Origin of the sequence: Streptomyces sp. NBC_01198 (assembly GCF_036010485.1) — a bacterium.
Lineage (GTDB): Bacteria > Actinomycetota > Actinomycetes > Streptomycetales > Streptomycetaceae > Actinacidiphila.
On the sequence record NZ_CP108568.1, the window covers coordinates 5627900 to 5642561 of the forward strand.

13 protein-coding genes are annotated in these 14662 nt (G+C 73.8%); 9 read left to right on the forward strand and 4 right to left on the reverse strand.

Annotated features, from left to right (window positions below; translation table 11 throughout):
* Window positions 1-20: 20 nt before the first annotated feature.
* Window positions 21-1253 (forward strand): radical SAM family heme chaperone HemW, encoded by a 1233-nt coding sequence (gene hemW, locus OG702_RS25020; RefSeq protein WP_327291177.1) that lies wholly within the window; start codon window positions 21-23, stop codon window positions 1251-1253.
* Window positions 1254-1268: 15 nt separating this feature from the next.
* On the opposite strand, the gene OG702_RS25025 is transcribed toward hemW, so the two are convergent.
* On the reverse strand, window positions 1269-2093 hold the full coding sequence (locus tag OG702_RS25025) for a DUF3097 domain-containing protein (protein ID WP_327291178.1): 825 nt from the start codon (window positions 2091-2093) through the stop codon (window positions 1269-1271).
* 58 nt (window positions 2094-2151) lie between these two features.
* Window positions 2152-2898 (reverse strand): MBL fold metallo-hydrolase, encoded by a 747-nt coding sequence (locus OG702_RS25030; RefSeq protein ID WP_442814733.1) that lies wholly within the window; start codon window positions 2896-2898, stop codon window positions 2152-2154.
* A gap of 176 nt (window positions 2899-3074) precedes the next feature.
* On the opposite strand from OG702_RS25030, the gene hrcA reads away from it, so the two are divergent.
* The 4 genes from hrcA to OG702_RS25050 all read left to right on the forward strand — a co-directional run bounded on the left by hrcA (window position 3075) and on the right by OG702_RS25050 (window position 7392).
* Window positions 3075-4091 (forward strand): heat-inducible transcriptional repressor HrcA, encoded by a 1017-nt coding sequence (hrcA, locus tag OG702_RS25035; RefSeq protein WP_327291179.1) that lies wholly within the window; start codon window positions 3075-3077, stop codon window positions 4089-4091.
* Window positions 4092-5228, forward strand: a complete 1137-nt coding sequence (gene dnaJ / locus OG702_RS25040; protein WP_327291180.1) for a molecular chaperone DnaJ — start codon at window positions 4092-4094, stop codon at window positions 5226-5228.
* 362 nt (window positions 5229-5590) lie between these two features.
* A complete protein-coding gene (locus tag OG702_RS25045; protein ID WP_327291181.1) occupies window positions 5591-6652 on the forward strand; it encodes a nitronate monooxygenase in 1062 nt (353 codons plus the stop codon).
* Complete coding sequence (locus OG702_RS25050) at window positions 6649-7392, forward strand: 16S rRNA (uracil(1498)-N(3))-methyltransferase (protein WP_327291183.1); 744 nt, start codon at window positions 6649-6651, stop codon at window positions 7390-7392. The genes OG702_RS25045 and OG702_RS25050 overlap by 4 nt, the downstream gene beginning before the upstream one ends.
* A gap of 148 nt (window positions 7393-7540) precedes the next feature.
* On the opposite strand, the gene OG702_RS25055 is transcribed toward OG702_RS25050, so the two are convergent.
* Entirely contained in the window at window positions 7541-8377 is an 837-nt protein-coding gene (locus OG702_RS25055) for an alpha/beta fold hydrolase (RefSeq protein ID WP_327291184.1), read from the reverse strand.
* A 214-nt stretch (window positions 8378-8591) separates the two neighbouring features.
* Here OG702_RS25055 and OG702_RS25060 point away from each other — a divergent pair, with 214 nt between their 5' ends.
* The 4 genes from OG702_RS25060 to OG702_RS25075 all read left to right on the forward strand — a co-directional run bounded on the left by OG702_RS25060 (window position 8592) and on the right by OG702_RS25075 (window position 13804).
* Window positions 8592-8975, forward strand: a complete 384-nt coding sequence (locus OG702_RS25060) for a hypothetical protein (protein WP_327291185.1) — start codon at window positions 8592-8594, stop codon at window positions 8973-8975.
* A gap of 19 nt (window positions 8976-8994) precedes the next feature.
* A complete protein-coding gene (locus OG702_RS25065; RefSeq protein WP_327291186.1) occupies window positions 8995-12330 on the forward strand; it encodes a S41 family peptidase in 3336 nt (1111 codons plus the stop codon).
* Window positions 12331-12511: 181 nt separating this feature from the next.
* Complete coding sequence (locus OG702_RS25070; protein ID WP_327291187.1) at window positions 12512-12868, forward strand: histidine triad nucleotide-binding protein; 357 nt, start codon at window positions 12512-12514, stop codon at window positions 12866-12868.
* Between the two features lie 30 nt (window positions 12869-12898).
* Entirely contained in the window at window positions 12899-13804 is a 906-nt protein-coding gene (locus OG702_RS25075; protein WP_327291188.1) for a ribonuclease Z, read from the forward strand.
* Between the two features lie 21 nt (window positions 13805-13825).
* Here the strand turns inward: OG702_RS25075 and OG702_RS25080 are convergent, their stop codons facing one another.
* On the reverse strand, window positions 13826-14629 hold the full coding sequence (locus OG702_RS25080) for an HAD family acid phosphatase (protein WP_327291189.1): 804 nt from the start codon (window positions 14627-14629) through the stop codon (window positions 13826-13828).
* Window positions 14630-14662: the final 33 nt, after the last annotated feature.

Below are 14662 nucleotides of genomic sequence, written 5' to 3' on the forward strand. Positions count from 1 at the left end.
GCGTGCCGGATACTGGGGGAATGCCCTCCGTACTGCCCGACGGCGAACCCGTGCCCGAGGACGGCGCCCTGCCGCCGCAGGCGCTGGCCGCCGCCGCGGGCCGGCCGCTCGGCTTCTACCTGCACGTGCCCTACTGCGCCACCCGCTGCGGCTACTGCGACTTCAACACCTACACCGCGAGCGAGCTGCGCGGCTCGGGTGGCGCGCTGGCGTCCCGCGACAACTACGCCGACGTCCTGGTCGACGAGATCCGGCTGGCCAGGAAGGTGCTCGGGGACGACCCGCGCCAGGCGGCGACGGTCTTCGTCGGCGGCGGCACCCCCACCCTGCTGCCCGCCGCCGACCTGGTGCGGATGCTGGGAGCGATCCGGGACGAGTTCGGGCTCGCGGCGGACGCGGAGATCACCACGGAGGCCAACCCGGAGTCGGTCGGCCCGGCCTATCTGGCCGAGCTGCGCGACGGCGGCTTCACCAGGATGTCCTTCGGGATGCAGAGCGCCCGGCAGCACGTCCTGCGGATCCTGGACCGCACCCATACCCCGGGGCGCCCCGAGGCATGCGTCGCCGAAGCCCGGGCAGCGGGTTTCGAGCACGTCAACCTCGACCTGATCTACGGCACCCCCGGCGAGTCCGACGACGACTGGCGCGCCTCGCTCGACGCGGCGATAGGCGCGGGCCCCGACCACGTGTCGGCCTACGCGCTGATCGTCGAGGAGGGTACGCAGCTGGCCCGGCGGATCCGCCGCGGCGAGGTGCCGATGACCGACGACGACGAGCACGCCGACCGCTACCTCATCGCCGACGAGCGGCTGGCCGCGGCCGGCTTCGGCTGGTACGAGGTCTCCAACTGGGCCACCACCGAGGCGGGCAGGTGCCGCCACAACGAGCTGTACTGGACCGGGGCGGACTGGTGGGGCGCGGGTCCTGGCGCCCACAGCCACGTCGGCGGGGTGCGGTGGTGGAACGTCAAGCACCCCGGCGCCTACGCGCAGGCCCTCGCCGAGTCCCGCAGCCCAGGCGCTGGGCGCGAGGTGCTCGGGGACGAGGACCGCAGGGTCGAGCGGATCCTGCTTGAGCTGCGGCTGTCCGCGGGCTGCCCGCTGGACCTGCTGACCGGCGCGGGCGCCAGGGCCGCGGTCCGCGCGGTCGCCGAAGGCCTCCTGGAGCCCGCCGCGCACGCGGCCGGGCGTGCCGTGCTGACCCGGCGCGGGCGGCTGCTTGCCGACGCGGTGGTCCGCGACCTCACCGACTGAGCCGCGCCCCCGCCGTCAGGGCGCGGTCACGAAGTCGATCAGGTGCTCCACCGAGCCGAGCAGTTCTGCCTGCAGGTCCTTGTACGTCCGCACCGACGCCAGGATGCGCTGCCAGGCCTCGCCCGTGGACATGTCCCAGCCGAGCTCCCGGCACACCCCCGTCTTCCAGTCCTCGCCGCGCGGCACCCGCGGCCACCGGGCGATACCGACCGAGGCGGGCTTCACCGCCTCCCACACGTCGATGTAGGGGTGCCCGACGACCAGGACGTCCGCGCCGCTGACGGACGCGGCGATCCGCGACTCCTTGGAACCCGGCACCAGGTGGTCGACCAGCACGCCCAGCCGGGCGTCGGGGGCCGGGCCGAAGTCGGCCACGATCGCGGGCAGGTCGTCGACGCCCTCCAGATACTCCACGACGACGCCCTCGACCCGCAGGTCGTGGCCCCACACCCGTTCGACCAGTTCGGCGTCGTGCCGGCCCTCGACGTAGATCCGCCCGGCCCGTGCCACCCGCGCCTTGACGCCGGGCACCGCGACCGAGCCCGACGCGGACAGCAGCGGCCCGCGTGGCGCGGGCGCGGCCTGCGGGCGGACCAGCGTCACCGTACGGCCGTCGATCAGGAAGCCGCGGGGCACCATCGGGAAGACCCGGTGCTTGCCGAAGCGGTCCTCCAGCGTGACCGTCAGCCCCTCCGCGGTCCTCTCGCAGCGCACCACCGCCCCGCAGAAGCCCGTCGCGGCCTCCTCGACCACCAGGTCGGCCTCGGCCGCCACCTCGGGCGCCGGGGCGCTCCTCTTCCACGGCGGGGTCAGGTCGGGGTCGTAACTCCTGCTGCGCATGGGGGCGATCGTAACCAGCCGCCCCCGGCGCGGCCCAGGACACGCGGCGGACACGCCCTCAGGGCGCGGTCCCGAAGCGCTCTGCCAGCGCGTCCCGCTGCGCCCGCAGGAAACGCGCGTCGACCACGGCGCCGTGCCCGGGGACGTAGCGGCCCGTCTCGCCGCCCAGGGCGAGCAGCGCGTCCAGCGTGCCGGGCCAGTGCGCCGGGTCGGCGTCGTCGCCCGCCTGCGGCTCGCCCGACTCCTCGACCAGGTCGCCGCAGAAGACCACCGTCGGGTCGCTCGCGGTGGCGCCCGGCACGACCACCACCAGGTCGTGGCCGGTGTGCCCGGTGCCGGGGTGCACCAGCCGCACCTGGCGCTCGCCCAGGTCGACCTCGGTCTCGCCGGTCACCTGACGGGTGGGCAGCACCAGCTCCGCCGCCGCCCGCGCCGCCTCGGCCGGGTCGGTGCCGTGCTCCACCGCGGACTCCCGCAGCACCTCCGGCTCCCGGCGCAGATAGCCCCCGAGCGAGCGCTCCCCGTAGACCTCGGCGCCGGGGAAGGCGGCGGTGCCGAAGACATGGTCGAAGTGACCGTGTGTGAGGACGATGTGCGTGACGGTGCGGCCGGTCAGCGCCTCGACCTGCCCGCGCAGCTCCTCGCCCTCCGGCAGCGTCGAGGCGGTGTCCACCAGCAGTACGCCGTCGGAACCGACCACCAGGCCGATCGTCACATCGAGATGGGGCATCCTGCGCCGGGCGACCCCGGGAGCCAGTTGCTCCCAGACAGAACCACCCGTACCCGGATCCTCCGTGCTCTCCACAGATTCCACGGGGGTGACGCTATCGCCGCCGCGGGGCCGCACGCCGCCACCTCCGCGTACCCGGTGTGCCGCACCCTTGCCCAGCCCTTGCCGCCTCGCCGTACACTTGCTGCGGGATGGCTGGCACTCGAAACGGCGGAGTGCCAGGTCACGGATGTCACGGCTGGAGGTGCGCGATGCTGAGCGAACGCAGACTCGAAGTCCTGCGTGCCATCGTCCAGGACTACGTCGGCACCGAGGAGCCGGTCGGCTCGAAGGCCCTCACCGAGCGTCACCGGCTCGGCGTGTCGCCGGCCACCGTGCGGAACGACATGGCGGTCCTGGAGGACGAGGGCTACATCGCGCAGCCGCACACCAGCGCGGGCCGGATCCCCACCGACAAGGGCTACCGGCTGTTCGTCGACAAGATGGCCGGCGTCAAGCCGCTGTCGTCCGCCGAGCGCCGGGCCATCCAGAACTTCCTGGACGGCGCGGTCGACCTCGACGACGTCGTCGCCAGGACCGTACGGCTGCTCGCCCAGCTCACCCGGCAGGTCGCGGTGGTGCAGTATCCGTCGCTGACCCGGTCGTCGGTACGGCACGTGGAACTGCTCGCGCTCGCGCCGGCCCGCATCATGCTGGTGCTGATCACCGACACCGGACGGGTCGAGCAGCGGCTGATCGACTGCCAGGCCCCGGTCGGCGAGACGGTTCTCGCCGACCTGCGCGCCCGGCTCAACAGCCGGGTCGTCGGCCGCCGCTTCTCCGACGTGCCGCCGCTGGTCCAGGACCTGCCGGAGAGCTTCGACCCCGACGACCGGCCCGCGGTCGCGGGAGTCCTCGCCACCCTGCTGGAAACGCTGGTGGAGCAGACCGAGGAGCGCATCATGCTCGGCGGCGCGGCCAACCTGACGAGGTTCAACCACGACTTCCCGCTGACGATCAGGCCGGTCCTCGAAGCACTGGAGGAGCAGATGGTCCTCCTCAAACTGCTCGGCGAGGCAACCGACTCCGCCATGACCGTGCGGATCGGGCATGAGAATTTTCACGAGGGCCTCAACTCCACGTCCGTGGTGGCCGTCGGCTACGGTTCGGGCGACGAGGCAGTCGCCAAACTCGGCGTGGTCGGCCCGACCCGCATGGACTACCCCGGAACGATGGGAGCGGTACGCGCAGTGGCACGTTACGTCGGACAGATCCTGGCGGAGTCGTAAGTGGCCACGGACTACTACGCCGTACTGGGCGTACGCCGCGACGCAGGTCCGGACGAGATCAAGAAGGCATTCCGCCGTCTCGCCCGGGAGTTGCACCCTGACGTCAATCCCGACCCCAAGACGCAGGAGCGGTTCAAGGAGATCAACGCCGCCTACGAGGTGCTCTCCGACCCGCAGAAGAAGCAGGTCTACGACCTCGGCGGCGACCCGCTGTCCGCCGCGGGCGGCGCGGGAGCCGGTGCAGGCTTCGGCCAGGGCTTCGGGAACTTCAGCGACATCATGGACGCCTTCTTCGGGCAGTCGCAGCAGCGCGGGCCGCGCTCGCGCACCCGGCGCGGCCAGGACGCCATGATCCGGCTGGAGATCGACCTCGAAGAGGCCGCCTTCGGCACCACCAAGGACATCCAGGTCGACACCGCGGTGACCTGCGGGACCTGCAACGGCGAAGGGGCCGCGCCCGGCACCTCCGCGCAGACCTGCGACATGTGCCGCGGCCGCGGCGAGGTGTCCCAGGTCACCCGCTCCTTCCTCGGCCAGGTCATGACCTCGCGGCCCTGCCCGCAGTGCCAGGGCTTCGGCACGGTCGTGCCCACGCCGTGCCCGGAGTGCGCCGGCGACGGTCGGGTCAGGTCCCGCCGCACGCTGACCGTCAAGATCCCCGCGGGCGTCGACAACGGCACCCGCATCCAGCTGGCCGGCGAGGGCGAGGTCGGCCCGGGCGGCGGCCCCGCGGGCGACCTCTACGTCGAGATCCGCGAGGTTCCGCACCTGGTCTTCCAGCGCCGCGGCGACGACCTGCACTGCACGGTCACCATCCCGATGACCGCGGCGGCGCTCGGCACGAAGTGCCCGCTGGAGACGCTCGACGGCCTGGAGGAGATCGACATCCGGCCCGGCACGCAGTCCGGCCAGTCGATCCCGCTCCACCAGCGCGGTATCACCCACCTGCGCGGCGGCGGCCGCGGCGACCTCGTCGTCCACGTCGAGGTCGTGACCCCGCACAAGCTCGACGCGGACCAGGAGGACCTGATGCGGCGCCTGGCCAAACTCCGCGGCGAAGAACGCCCCACGGGCCAGTTCGCCCCGGGCCAGCAGGGCCTCTTCTCCCGCCTGAAGGACGCCTTCAACGGCCGCTGACCCGCGGCCGCGCCATCCCCCGGGCATCCCCCGGGCACGGGGGTCGTGCGTTCCCCCTGCGGCGGGCGGCACCGTCCGCTGCCGCGGGGGTGCTGCGGTTCCGCTGCGGCAGGGGCGACCCCCTGGGGGCGCGGGGAACTGCGCGCTCAGCCACTCACCGGCCGGTGGTCCGGCTGCGACAGAGACTGCCCCTTCGGGGTCGGTGACGACCCGCACCCCGGTGCGGGCTGGTCGCGCCGTTCCCCGCGCCCCTGATGGCGTGCCCTCGCGGCAGGGGAGGGCCCGGAGGGGCAACCGTGGCACCGGGCGGGAGGCCGGGGGCGGCCTGAGCCCGCGCGGCAAGCGCATGGCAGGCTAGGCCCATGTCCGCGCCCAGTCTCACGTCCTTCTCGGCGTACCCGATCGTGCAGGCCCCGATGGCCGGCGGCGGATCCAACCCGCGGCTGGCCACGGCGGTGGCGGCGGCCGGCGGGCTGGGGTTCCTGGCGGCCGGGTACAAGACGCCCGAGGCGATGTACGAGGAGATCCGGCAGCTCCGCGACCAGAGCACGCACCCCTTCGGGGTGAATCTGTTCATGCCGCAGGTCAGGGCCACCGACCCGTCCGCCGTGGCGGTGTACGCCGAACAGCTCGCCGGCGAGGAGTCCTGGTACGGGACACCGCTGGGCGACCCGGACGCCGGCACGGACGACGCGTACGACGCCAAGGTCGCGATCCTCCTGGAAGACCCCGTGCCGATGGTGAGCTTCACCTTCGGCTGCCCCTCCCAGGCGGTGGTCGAGTCGTTCCGCAAGGCCGGTACGTACACGGTGGTGACCGCCACCTCGGTCCAGGAGGCGCTGTCCGCGCAATGGGCCGGCGCCGACGCGGTGTGCGTGCAGGGTGTGGAGGCCGGCGGCCACCAGGGCACCCACCGGGACGACCTGCAGCTCGACCACTCGGGCACCGGCCTGCTCGCGCTGCTGCCGCAGGTCCGCGAGGCGGTGCAGTTGCCGCTGATCGCGGCCGGCGGCCTGATGCGCGGCGGCCAGATCGCCGCGGTGCTGGCGGCGGGCGCGGACGCGGCGCAGCTCGGTACGGCGTTCCTGGTCTGCCCCGAGTCCGGTGCGGACCCGCTGCACAAGCGGGCGATCACCGATCCGGTCTTCACCCGCACCGAGCTGACCAGGGCCTTCTCCGGGCGCCCGGCCCGTACGCTGGTCAACCGCTTCGTGCGCGAGCACGGACCTTACGCACCGCCCGGCTACCCGCAGATACACCATCTGACCTCGCCGCTGCGCAAGGCGGCCGCCGCCGCGGGCGACCCGCAGGCCATGTCGCTGTGGGCCGGACAGGGCCACCGGCTGGCCCGCGAGGTGTCCGCCGGGCACCTGATGGAACTGCTCGTCGAGGAACTGCACGCTGCCCGGGAGGCCGGGACATGACGGCACCGGTCTTCCTGGTCGAGCCCGCGGTGCTGGACGGCTCGCCCTCCCGGATCACCCTGGACGGCCCGGAGGGGCGCCACGCGGTGACCGTACGCCGGCTGCAGCCCGGCGAGGAGGTCGTCCTGACCGACGGGGCCGGGCGCGGCGCGTACGGCGTCGTCGCGGCGGCCCGCGGCAAGGACGAGCTCGACGTCGACGTCGAGGGCGTCCGGGAGGAGGACGAGCCCTCCCCCCGGATCACCGTCGTGCAGGCCCTGCCCAAGGGGGACCGCGGCGAGCTCGCCGTCGAGACGATGACGGAGGCCGGGGTCGACGCGATCGTGCCGTGGGCGGCGGGGCGCTGCGTGACGCAATGGCGTGGCGAGCGTGGCGCCAAGTCGCTGGCGAAGTGGCGCGCCACCGCCCGGGAGGCGGCCAAGCAGGCGCGGCGCCTGCGGTTCCCCTCGGTCGGTGAGCTCATGACGACCCGCCAGGTCGCCGCACTGCTCGGCGCGGCGGATTTCGCGGGCGTCCTGCACGAGGAGGGCGCCGTGCCGCTGGCCACGGCGCCGCTGCCGTCCTCCGGGTCGGTGGTCCTGGTCGTCGGCCCCGAGGGCGGGGTGTCCCCGGACGAACTTGCGGCTTTCGCCACTGCGGGTGCGGGGGCGTATCGGCTGGGGCCGACAGTCCTGCGCACCTCCACGGCGGGCGTGGCTGCCACATCCCTCCTCCTCACCCGCACCCACCGCTGGTCCTGACCCCGGCCCCTACCCCGAGCTGACGCCCGCCCCCCGGTGGCCCGTCTCCACCAGAAACAGCCACGACGCGGGGAGAGCAGCGCAGCCACCGCAGGTGGCACCCCCTGACGGGCGCGGGGAACCAGTGGGCGGCGCGCCCCAATACCCGCTACGGCTCCGCCAGAAATTGCGTGAACGCTGAATTCAGCTCGTCCCCGTGCGTCCACGGAACATCGTGCGGCCCGCCCTCGATCTCCACGTAGCGGCAGTCCGCGATGAGCGCCGGCAGCCGCCGCCCGGTCGCGGCGATGGGGAGGATCCGATCCTCCGTCCCCTGCACCACCAGCGTGGGCACGTCGTTGCGTGTCACGTCGTGCCGGAAGTCCGCCAGCCACGCGGACACGGAGGCCAGCGTGGCCAGCGGGGACGCGCCGGCCGCGATGTTCCACTGCGATTGCCAGGCCTCCTGGCTGATGCGGCCGCCGCCGAGCTTGTCGACGTTGTTGAAGTCGTCGAGGAAGGCCTTCAGGAACGCCGGCCGGTCGGCGACGATCGCGTCCTTGAGGCCGTCGAAGACGGCCCGCTCGACGCCGTCGGGATTGTCGTCGGTGCGGAGCAGGAACGGCGGGATCGGGCTGAAGAGCGCGGCCTTGGCGACCCGCTCGGAACCGTAGCTGCCGAGGTAGCGGGTGACCTCGCCGGTGCCCATCGAGAAGCCGGCCAGGACCGTGTCGCGCAGGTCGAGCGTGTCCATCAGGACCTTGAGGTCGGTGGCGAAGGTGTCGTAGTCGTAGCCGGCCGACGGTCGGCTCGACCGGCCGAAGCCGCGCCGGTCGTAGGTGATCACGCGGTGTCCGGCCTTGAGCAGGACGGGGATCTGCCGCTCCCAGGAGGCGCCGTCGAGGGGGAAGCCGTGGATGAGCACGATCGGCTGCCCTTCGCCGTGGTCCTCGTAGTACAGCTCGACGGTGGTCGAGTTCTCGCTGCCGACCGTGATGCGGCCCATGGGTGCCTCCGTGCGCAAGGGCGGGGGGTTCCTTCCACCGGAACCCGCGGTCGCGGTGATCGCATCTTGCGCGGACCACTGGGTGAGACGCCGCCCGCGTACTGAGACGTCGGCCGGCGGGGGCGCACGTAGCGGATGCCGGCCGGTCCCGTAAGGGTGCGAACCGGCCGTGTGGGGGATGGACCGGCGGGCGGCGGCACAGGACCGTATGAGGATGGGAAAGACCAGGAGGAATTGGGCGGTTGGGGCGCTGCTGGCGGCCGCGTCGGTGGCTGCGGTGGCGTGCGAGCCGGCGGACGGGCTGGCCAGCAGTGCGGTGTCGGCGACGACGGACCGGTTGGCGACGCGCGCGCTGAAGGCCGACGACGTGCCGGTGCAGTGGCTGTCGTGCAGCGCCGTGACGGGGACGAGGCAGGCGTCGGTGGACTGCGTGGGGCGTACGGACGACCAGCGGAAGATCTCGGTGCGTGGCAGGGTGACCGAGCAGCTGGACGACACCTGCGTACGCGGCCGGCTGACCGCGACCGTCGGCGCGCGCGAGGTCTTCGACGTCGGGGGGCTCGGGAACTGCGGAAAGCGGACTCCGGCGAGGAGTTGATCGAAGTTAGGGTGGCCTGGTGACGCACCCGACACCGAAGCAGCCGAGCGCGAACCGCCAGGCGCCGCAGCCCTCGTACCTCAGGCACCCGCACCCGCACGGCGACGTGATCGCCTTCACCGCGGAGGACGACGTGTGGGTCGCGCCGCTGGACGGCGGGCGGGCCTGGCGGGTGAGCGCGGACAACATGCCGGTGGGGCGCCCGAGGGTGGCGCCCGGCGGCGAGGCGGTCGCGTGGACGTCGACCAGGGACGGCGCCCCCGAGGTGCATGTGGCGCCGCTGGACGGCGGCCCGTCGCGCCGGCTGACGTACTGGGGCGACCTGCGGACGGCGGTGCGCACCTGGACGCCGGACGGCGAGCTGGTGGTGACCAGCGCCCACGGCCAGCCGTCCGCGCGCCGCACCTGGGCGCGTACGGTCCCGCTGGACGGCGGCCAGGGCGCCACGCTGCCGTACGGGCCGGCCGGTGACGTGGCGTACGGCCCCGGCGGCGCGGTGCTGCTGCTGTCGGTGCCGATGGGGCGCGAGGCGGCGTACTGGAAGCGCTACCGCGGCGGCACCGCGGGCAAGCTGTGGCTGGACCCGGACGGCAGCGGCGAGTTCAGCCGCCTGCACGCCGGGCTCGACGGGAACCTCGAGTGCCCGATGTGGGTGGGGGACCGGATCGCCTTCCTGTCCGACCACGAGGGCGTCGGCGCGCTCTACTCCAGCCTCCCCGACGGTACGGATCTGCGCCGGCACAGCGGCCTCGACGCCAGCGGGGCGGGGGAGGGCTTCTACGCCCGGCAGGCGGGTACGGACGGCGTCCGGGTGGCCTGGACCTCGGGCGGGCGGCTGTACCTGCTGGAGGACCTGGTGGACGCCGAGCCGCGCCCGCTGGAGATCGCGCTCGGCGGCCAGCGCACCGACCTGCAGCCGCACCCCGTGCGCGCAGCACACCACCTGGGCGACGCCCGCCCCGACCACACCGGCCGCGGCAGCGCGGTGGAGATCCGCGGCACCACCCACTGGGTCACCCACCGCGGCGGCCCGGCCCGCACACTGGCCGCGCAGCCCGGGGTGCGCACCCGGCACCCGCGGGTCTTCGCGCCCGGCGGCGCGGACGGCGAGCAGCACGTGGTGTGGGTGACCGACGCGGACGGCGGCGAGGACGCCCTGGAGCTGGCGCCCGCGGTGGGTGTGCCGGGCGGCACCACGGCACGCCGGCTGGCCGCCGGGCGGCTCGGCAGGGTGCTGGAGATGGAGGTGTCGCCCGACGGGCACCGCATCGCTGTCGCCTCCCACGACGGCCGGGTGCTGCTGGTGGAGACGCAGACCGGCGAGGTCCGCGAGGTCGCCGCGAGCGACGCAGGCGACGCCACCGGGCTCACCTTCTCGCCGGACTCCGCCTGGCTGGCCTGGTCGGCGCCGGGCCCCGGCACGCTGCGGCAGCTGAAACTGGCCGCGACCGCCGACCTCGCGGTCGTGGACGCGACGCCGCTGCGCTTCAACGACTACGCGCCGGCCTTCACCGCGGACGGCCGCCACCTGGCGTTCCTGTCGGAGCGGGCCTTCGACCCGGTCTACGACGCCCACGTCTTCGACCTGTCCTTCGCCAACGCGGGCCGCCCGTATCTGATCACGCTGGCCGCGACGACCCCGTCGCCGTTCGGGCCGCAGCGGCACGGTCGGCCGTACGAGCCGGACGACGACGAGCACGACGGCGGCGGAAAGGGCGAGGAGGACAAGAACCGCGACAAGGGCGACGGCGACGCCAAGGGCGAGGCCCCGCGCACCCCCGCCACCCGGGTCGACGCCGAGGGCCTGGCCGACCGGATCGTGCCCTTCCCCGTCGAGGCCGGCCGCTACTCGGGGCTGCGCGCGGCCAAGGGCGGTGTGCTGTGGCTGCGCCACCCGCTGGTCGGCACGCTCGGCTCCGCCCTCGCCTCGCCCGAGGCGCAGCCGCCGGGCACCCTGCTGGAGCGCTACGACCTGGTGCAGCTGCGGCGGGAGGAACTCGCCGAGGACGTCGACGACTTCGCGGTCACCGGCGACGGCGCCAAGGTGCTGCTGACCGACGGCAGCCGGCTGCGGGTGGTGCCCGCGGACAGCAAGGCCGACCCCGACGACGAGTCGGGCGGCTCGGTCACCGTGGATTTGTCGCGGATCCGGCTGACCGTGCACCCGCAGGACGAGTGGCGGCAGATGTTCGCCGAGACCCACCGGCTGGCCAGGGACAACTTCTGGCGCGCCGACATGGGCGGCCTGGACTGGGACGGCGTCGCCGAGCGCTACCGCCCGCTGCTGGACCGGATCGCCACCCACGACGACCTCGTCGACCTGCTGTGGGAGCTGCACGGCGAGCTCGGCACCTCGCACGCCTACGTCTCGCCGCCGGGCGGCTACCGCGATCCGCTGCACCGGCAGGGGCTGCTCGGCGCGGACATCTCCCGTACCGGCGACGGGCGCTGGCGGGTCGACCGGGTGGTGCCCGGCGAGTCCTCCGACCCTCAGGCCCGCTCGCCGCTGTCGGCGCCCGGGGTGGCGGTACGCGCCGGGGACGTGCTGCTCGCGGTCGACGGCCGCCCGGTGGACCCGGTGGCCGGCCCCGGGCCGCTGCTGGTCGGCACGGCGGGCAAGCCGGTGGAGCTGACGGTGACCGCGGAGTCGGGCGGTCCGGTGCGGCATGTGGTGGCGGTGCCGCTCGACGACGAGGAGCCGCTGCGCTACCACGACTGGGTCGCGGGGCGCCGGGCCCGCGTGCACGAGGTGTCGGAGGGCCGGCTCGGCTATCTGCACGTGCCGGACATGGTCGGCAGCGGCTGGGCGCAGCTGCACCGCGACCTGCGCGTCGAGGTGACGCGGGAGGGCCTGGTGGTGGACCTGCGGGAGAACCGCGGCGGCCACACCTCGCAGCTGGTGGTCGAGAAGCTGGCCCGGCGGATCGTCGGCTGGGACCTGCCGCGCGGCGGCCACCCGGTCAGCTACCCGCAGGACGCGCCGCGCGGGCCGATCGTCGCGGTGGCCGACGAATTCTCCGGGTCCGACGGGGACGTGGTGAACGCGGCGATCCGCGCCCTGGGCATCGGGCCGGTCGTCGGCACCCGCACCTGGGGCGGCGTGATCGGCATCGACAGCCGCTACCAGCTGGTCGACGGCACGGGGGTGACGCAGCCCAAGTACGCCTTCTGGCTGGAGGGTTACGGCTGGGGCGTGGAGAACCACGGCGTCGACCCGGACGTCGAGGTGGTCCGCGCCCCGCACCACTGGGCAGCCGGCGAGGACCCCCAACTCGACAAGGCCGTTTCGCTGGCGCTGGCCGCACTGTCCACCTCCCCGGCCAAGACCCCTCCGGACCTCCCCCCGCTCCCCTGACCCCCCGTCAAGGCACCCCCAGGGGCGCGGGGAACGGCGCGCTCAGCCCACCACCGGCCGGTGGTCCGGGGCGGACCGAACAGCCCCTTTCGGCCGGTGGCGCCCGCGCGCGCGGCCGGGGCGCGCCCAGGGGCCCAGTAGCATGGCGGAGCCCATACGCCCCCGAGAAGGGAGCCCCGCGATGGCGGGAGAGCCCCAGGCCGACTGCCTGTTCTGCAAGATCGTGGCGGGGGAGATCCCCGCAACGCTCGTGCGCGAGACGCCGACCACGCTCGCGTTCCGTGACATCAACCCGCAGGCGCCGACCCATGTGCTGGTCATCCCGCGGGTGCACTACCCGGACGCCGCGACCCTGGCGGCCGGCGACCCGGGCGCGCTGGTGGACGTGCTGCGGGAGGCCGGCGAGGTGGCCGTGCAGGAGAAGGTCGTCGACACCGGCTACCGGATCGTGTTCAACACGGGCCCCGGCGCCGGGCAGACGGTTTTCCACGCCCACGCGCACGTGCTGGGCGGCCGCGACCTCCTGCGGCTGGTCTGAGGCGGCTCCGGCCGCCCCCGCCGTCCACCGATGTCGCCCCGCGAACTCGTCGTCCTCGGCACCGCCAGCCAGGTGCCGACCCGGCAGCGCAACCACAACGGCTACGTACTGCGCTGGGACGGCGAGGGCATCCTCTTCGACCCCGGCGAGGGCAGCCAGCGCCAGATGCTGCACGCCGGGGTGTCCACGCACGACCTGACGCGGATCTGCGTCACCCACTTCCACGGCGACCACAGCCTCGGCCTTGCCGGGGTGATCCAGCGGATCAACCTCGACCGGGTGCCGCACCCGGTCACCGCGCACTACCCGGCGAGCGGGCAGCGCTACTTCGACCGGCTGCGGCACGCCACCGCCTACCGCGAGACCGTGGCCCTGCGCGAGGAACCGGTGGCCGGCGACGGGGTCCTTGCGGTGACCGCGGACTTCACCCTGGAGGCCCGCCGGCTGTCCCATCCGGTGGAGTCCTACGGCTACCGGCTGACCGAGCCCGACGGGCGCCGGATGCTGCCCGCCAGGCTGGCCGAGCGCGGCATCGCGGGACCCGACGTCGGCCGCCTGCAGCGCGAGGGCGTGCTGAACGGCGTCACCCTGGCCGAGGTCAGCGAGCCGCGCCCGGGACAGCGGTTCGCCTTCGTCATGGACACCCGGCTGTGCGACGCCGTGCCGCGGCTGGCCGACGGCTGCGACCTGCTGGTGATCGAGTCGACCTTCCAGGACCAGGACGCGGCGATCGCCGAGGAGTACGGCCATCTGACCGCGGGACAGGCCGCTGCGGTGGCCCGCGACGCGGGCGTACGCCACCTGGTGCTGACGCACTTCTCGCAGCGCTACCCCGAGCCCGGGGGTTTCCAGGAGCAGGCCAGGGCGGCGGGCTTCACCGGCGGCCTGACGATCGCCGCGGACCTGACGCGGGTCCCGGTGCCCCGCCGCCGCTGAGCCCGGGACCCGCGGTCCTGGCTACGGCAGGAAGTACATCGGGTTGGGCAGCTTGAAGGACTTGTCGGCGTAACCGCCTGACAGGTCGCTGTACTGGTCGCCGAAGTTGCCGATGATGTCGTAGCCCAGCGACTCGATGTGCGCCCGGGTGCCGGACTTGTACTGGATGGTCGTGCAGGTCGAGCCGCAGCTCAGATACGCCGGCGGGTTCGTGCTGTTCTTCAGGTAGAGGTGGGCGGTGTCGGGCGCGGACTTGTAGCCGACCGCCGACAGGTTCCGTACGGTGTCGGCGCGCTGGGCCTCGGGGCGGCCGGTGATCCAGAAGACCGTGACGCCCTGGTCCGCGGCCCAGTTGGCGAGGGTGTCCATGCCGAAGACGGCCGGCATGTTCTTGCTGTCCAGGTAGGCCTGGTTGCTGGCCGGGGTGTAGTTGAAGCCGACCTCCAGCTCGTAGTTGTACGTCAGCACGCTGGTGTCGTCGACGTCCAGCACGATCGCCGGCTTCTTGCCGTGGGCGTCGTGCCTGCCGTGCCCGCCGGAGCGCAGGGCGTGGGCCAGGTCGGAAGTGGCCTTGGCCTCGATACCGGCCAGCTGGTGGGCGTAGCTGCTGTCCGCCGACGCGAAGTGCTCGCCCGAGGCGTCGACGGTGTCGCCGTAGTAGGCCTTGATCTCGTTCACCACGTCGGTGAGGTTGGGGATCTGCTTGTCGCTGCGCGGCACCGAGTTGTCCGCGGTGGCGGCGCCGACGCCGTAGAAGGTGGCGCCCAGGGTGACCGCGGCGGCGGTCAGTGCCAGCGAGCGGCGGGACAGACGGGCACGGGACATGACGGTGCTCCTTCAACGCTGGTTGGTGCGGCG

Coding starts and splice junctions, on each gene's coding strand:
- OG702_RS25055 (WP_327291184.1), bottom strand. CDS start 8,377: ATGGGCCGCATCACGGTCGGCAGCGAGAACTCGACCACCGTCGAGCTG.
- OG702_RS25070 (WP_327291187.1), top strand. CDS start 12,512: ATGGCGGGAGAGCCCCAGGCCGACTGCCTGTTCTGCAAGATCGTGGCG.
- OG702_RS25080 (WP_327291189.1), bottom strand. CDS start 14,629: ATGTCCCGTGCCCGTCTGTCCCGCCGCTCGCTGGCACTGACCGCCGCC.
- OG702_RS25025 (WP_327291178.1), bottom strand. CDS start 2,093: ATGCGCAGCAGGAGTTACGACCCCGACCTGACCCCGCCGTGGAAGAGG.
- hemW (WP_327291177.1), top strand. CDS start 21: ATGCCCTCCGTACTGCCCGACGGCGAACCCGTGCCCGAGGACGGCGCC.
- OG702_RS25060 (WP_327291185.1), top strand. CDS start 8,592: ATGGGAAAGACCAGGAGGAATTGGGCGGTTGGGGCGCTGCTGGCGGCC.
- OG702_RS25045 (WP_327291181.1), top strand. CDS start 5,591: ATGTCCGCGCCCAGTCTCACGTCCTTCTCGGCGTACCCGATCGTGCAG.
- OG702_RS25075 (WP_327291188.1), top strand. CDS start 12,899: ATGTCGCCCCGCGAACTCGTCGTCCTCGGCACCGCCAGCCAGGTGCCG.
- OG702_RS25050 (WP_327291183.1), top strand. CDS start 6,649: ATGACGGCACCGGTCTTCCTGGTCGAGCCCGCGGTGCTGGACGGCTCG.
- hrcA (WP_327291179.1), top strand. CDS start 3,075: ATGCTGAGCGAACGCAGACTCGAAGTCCTGCGTGCCATCGTCCAGGAC.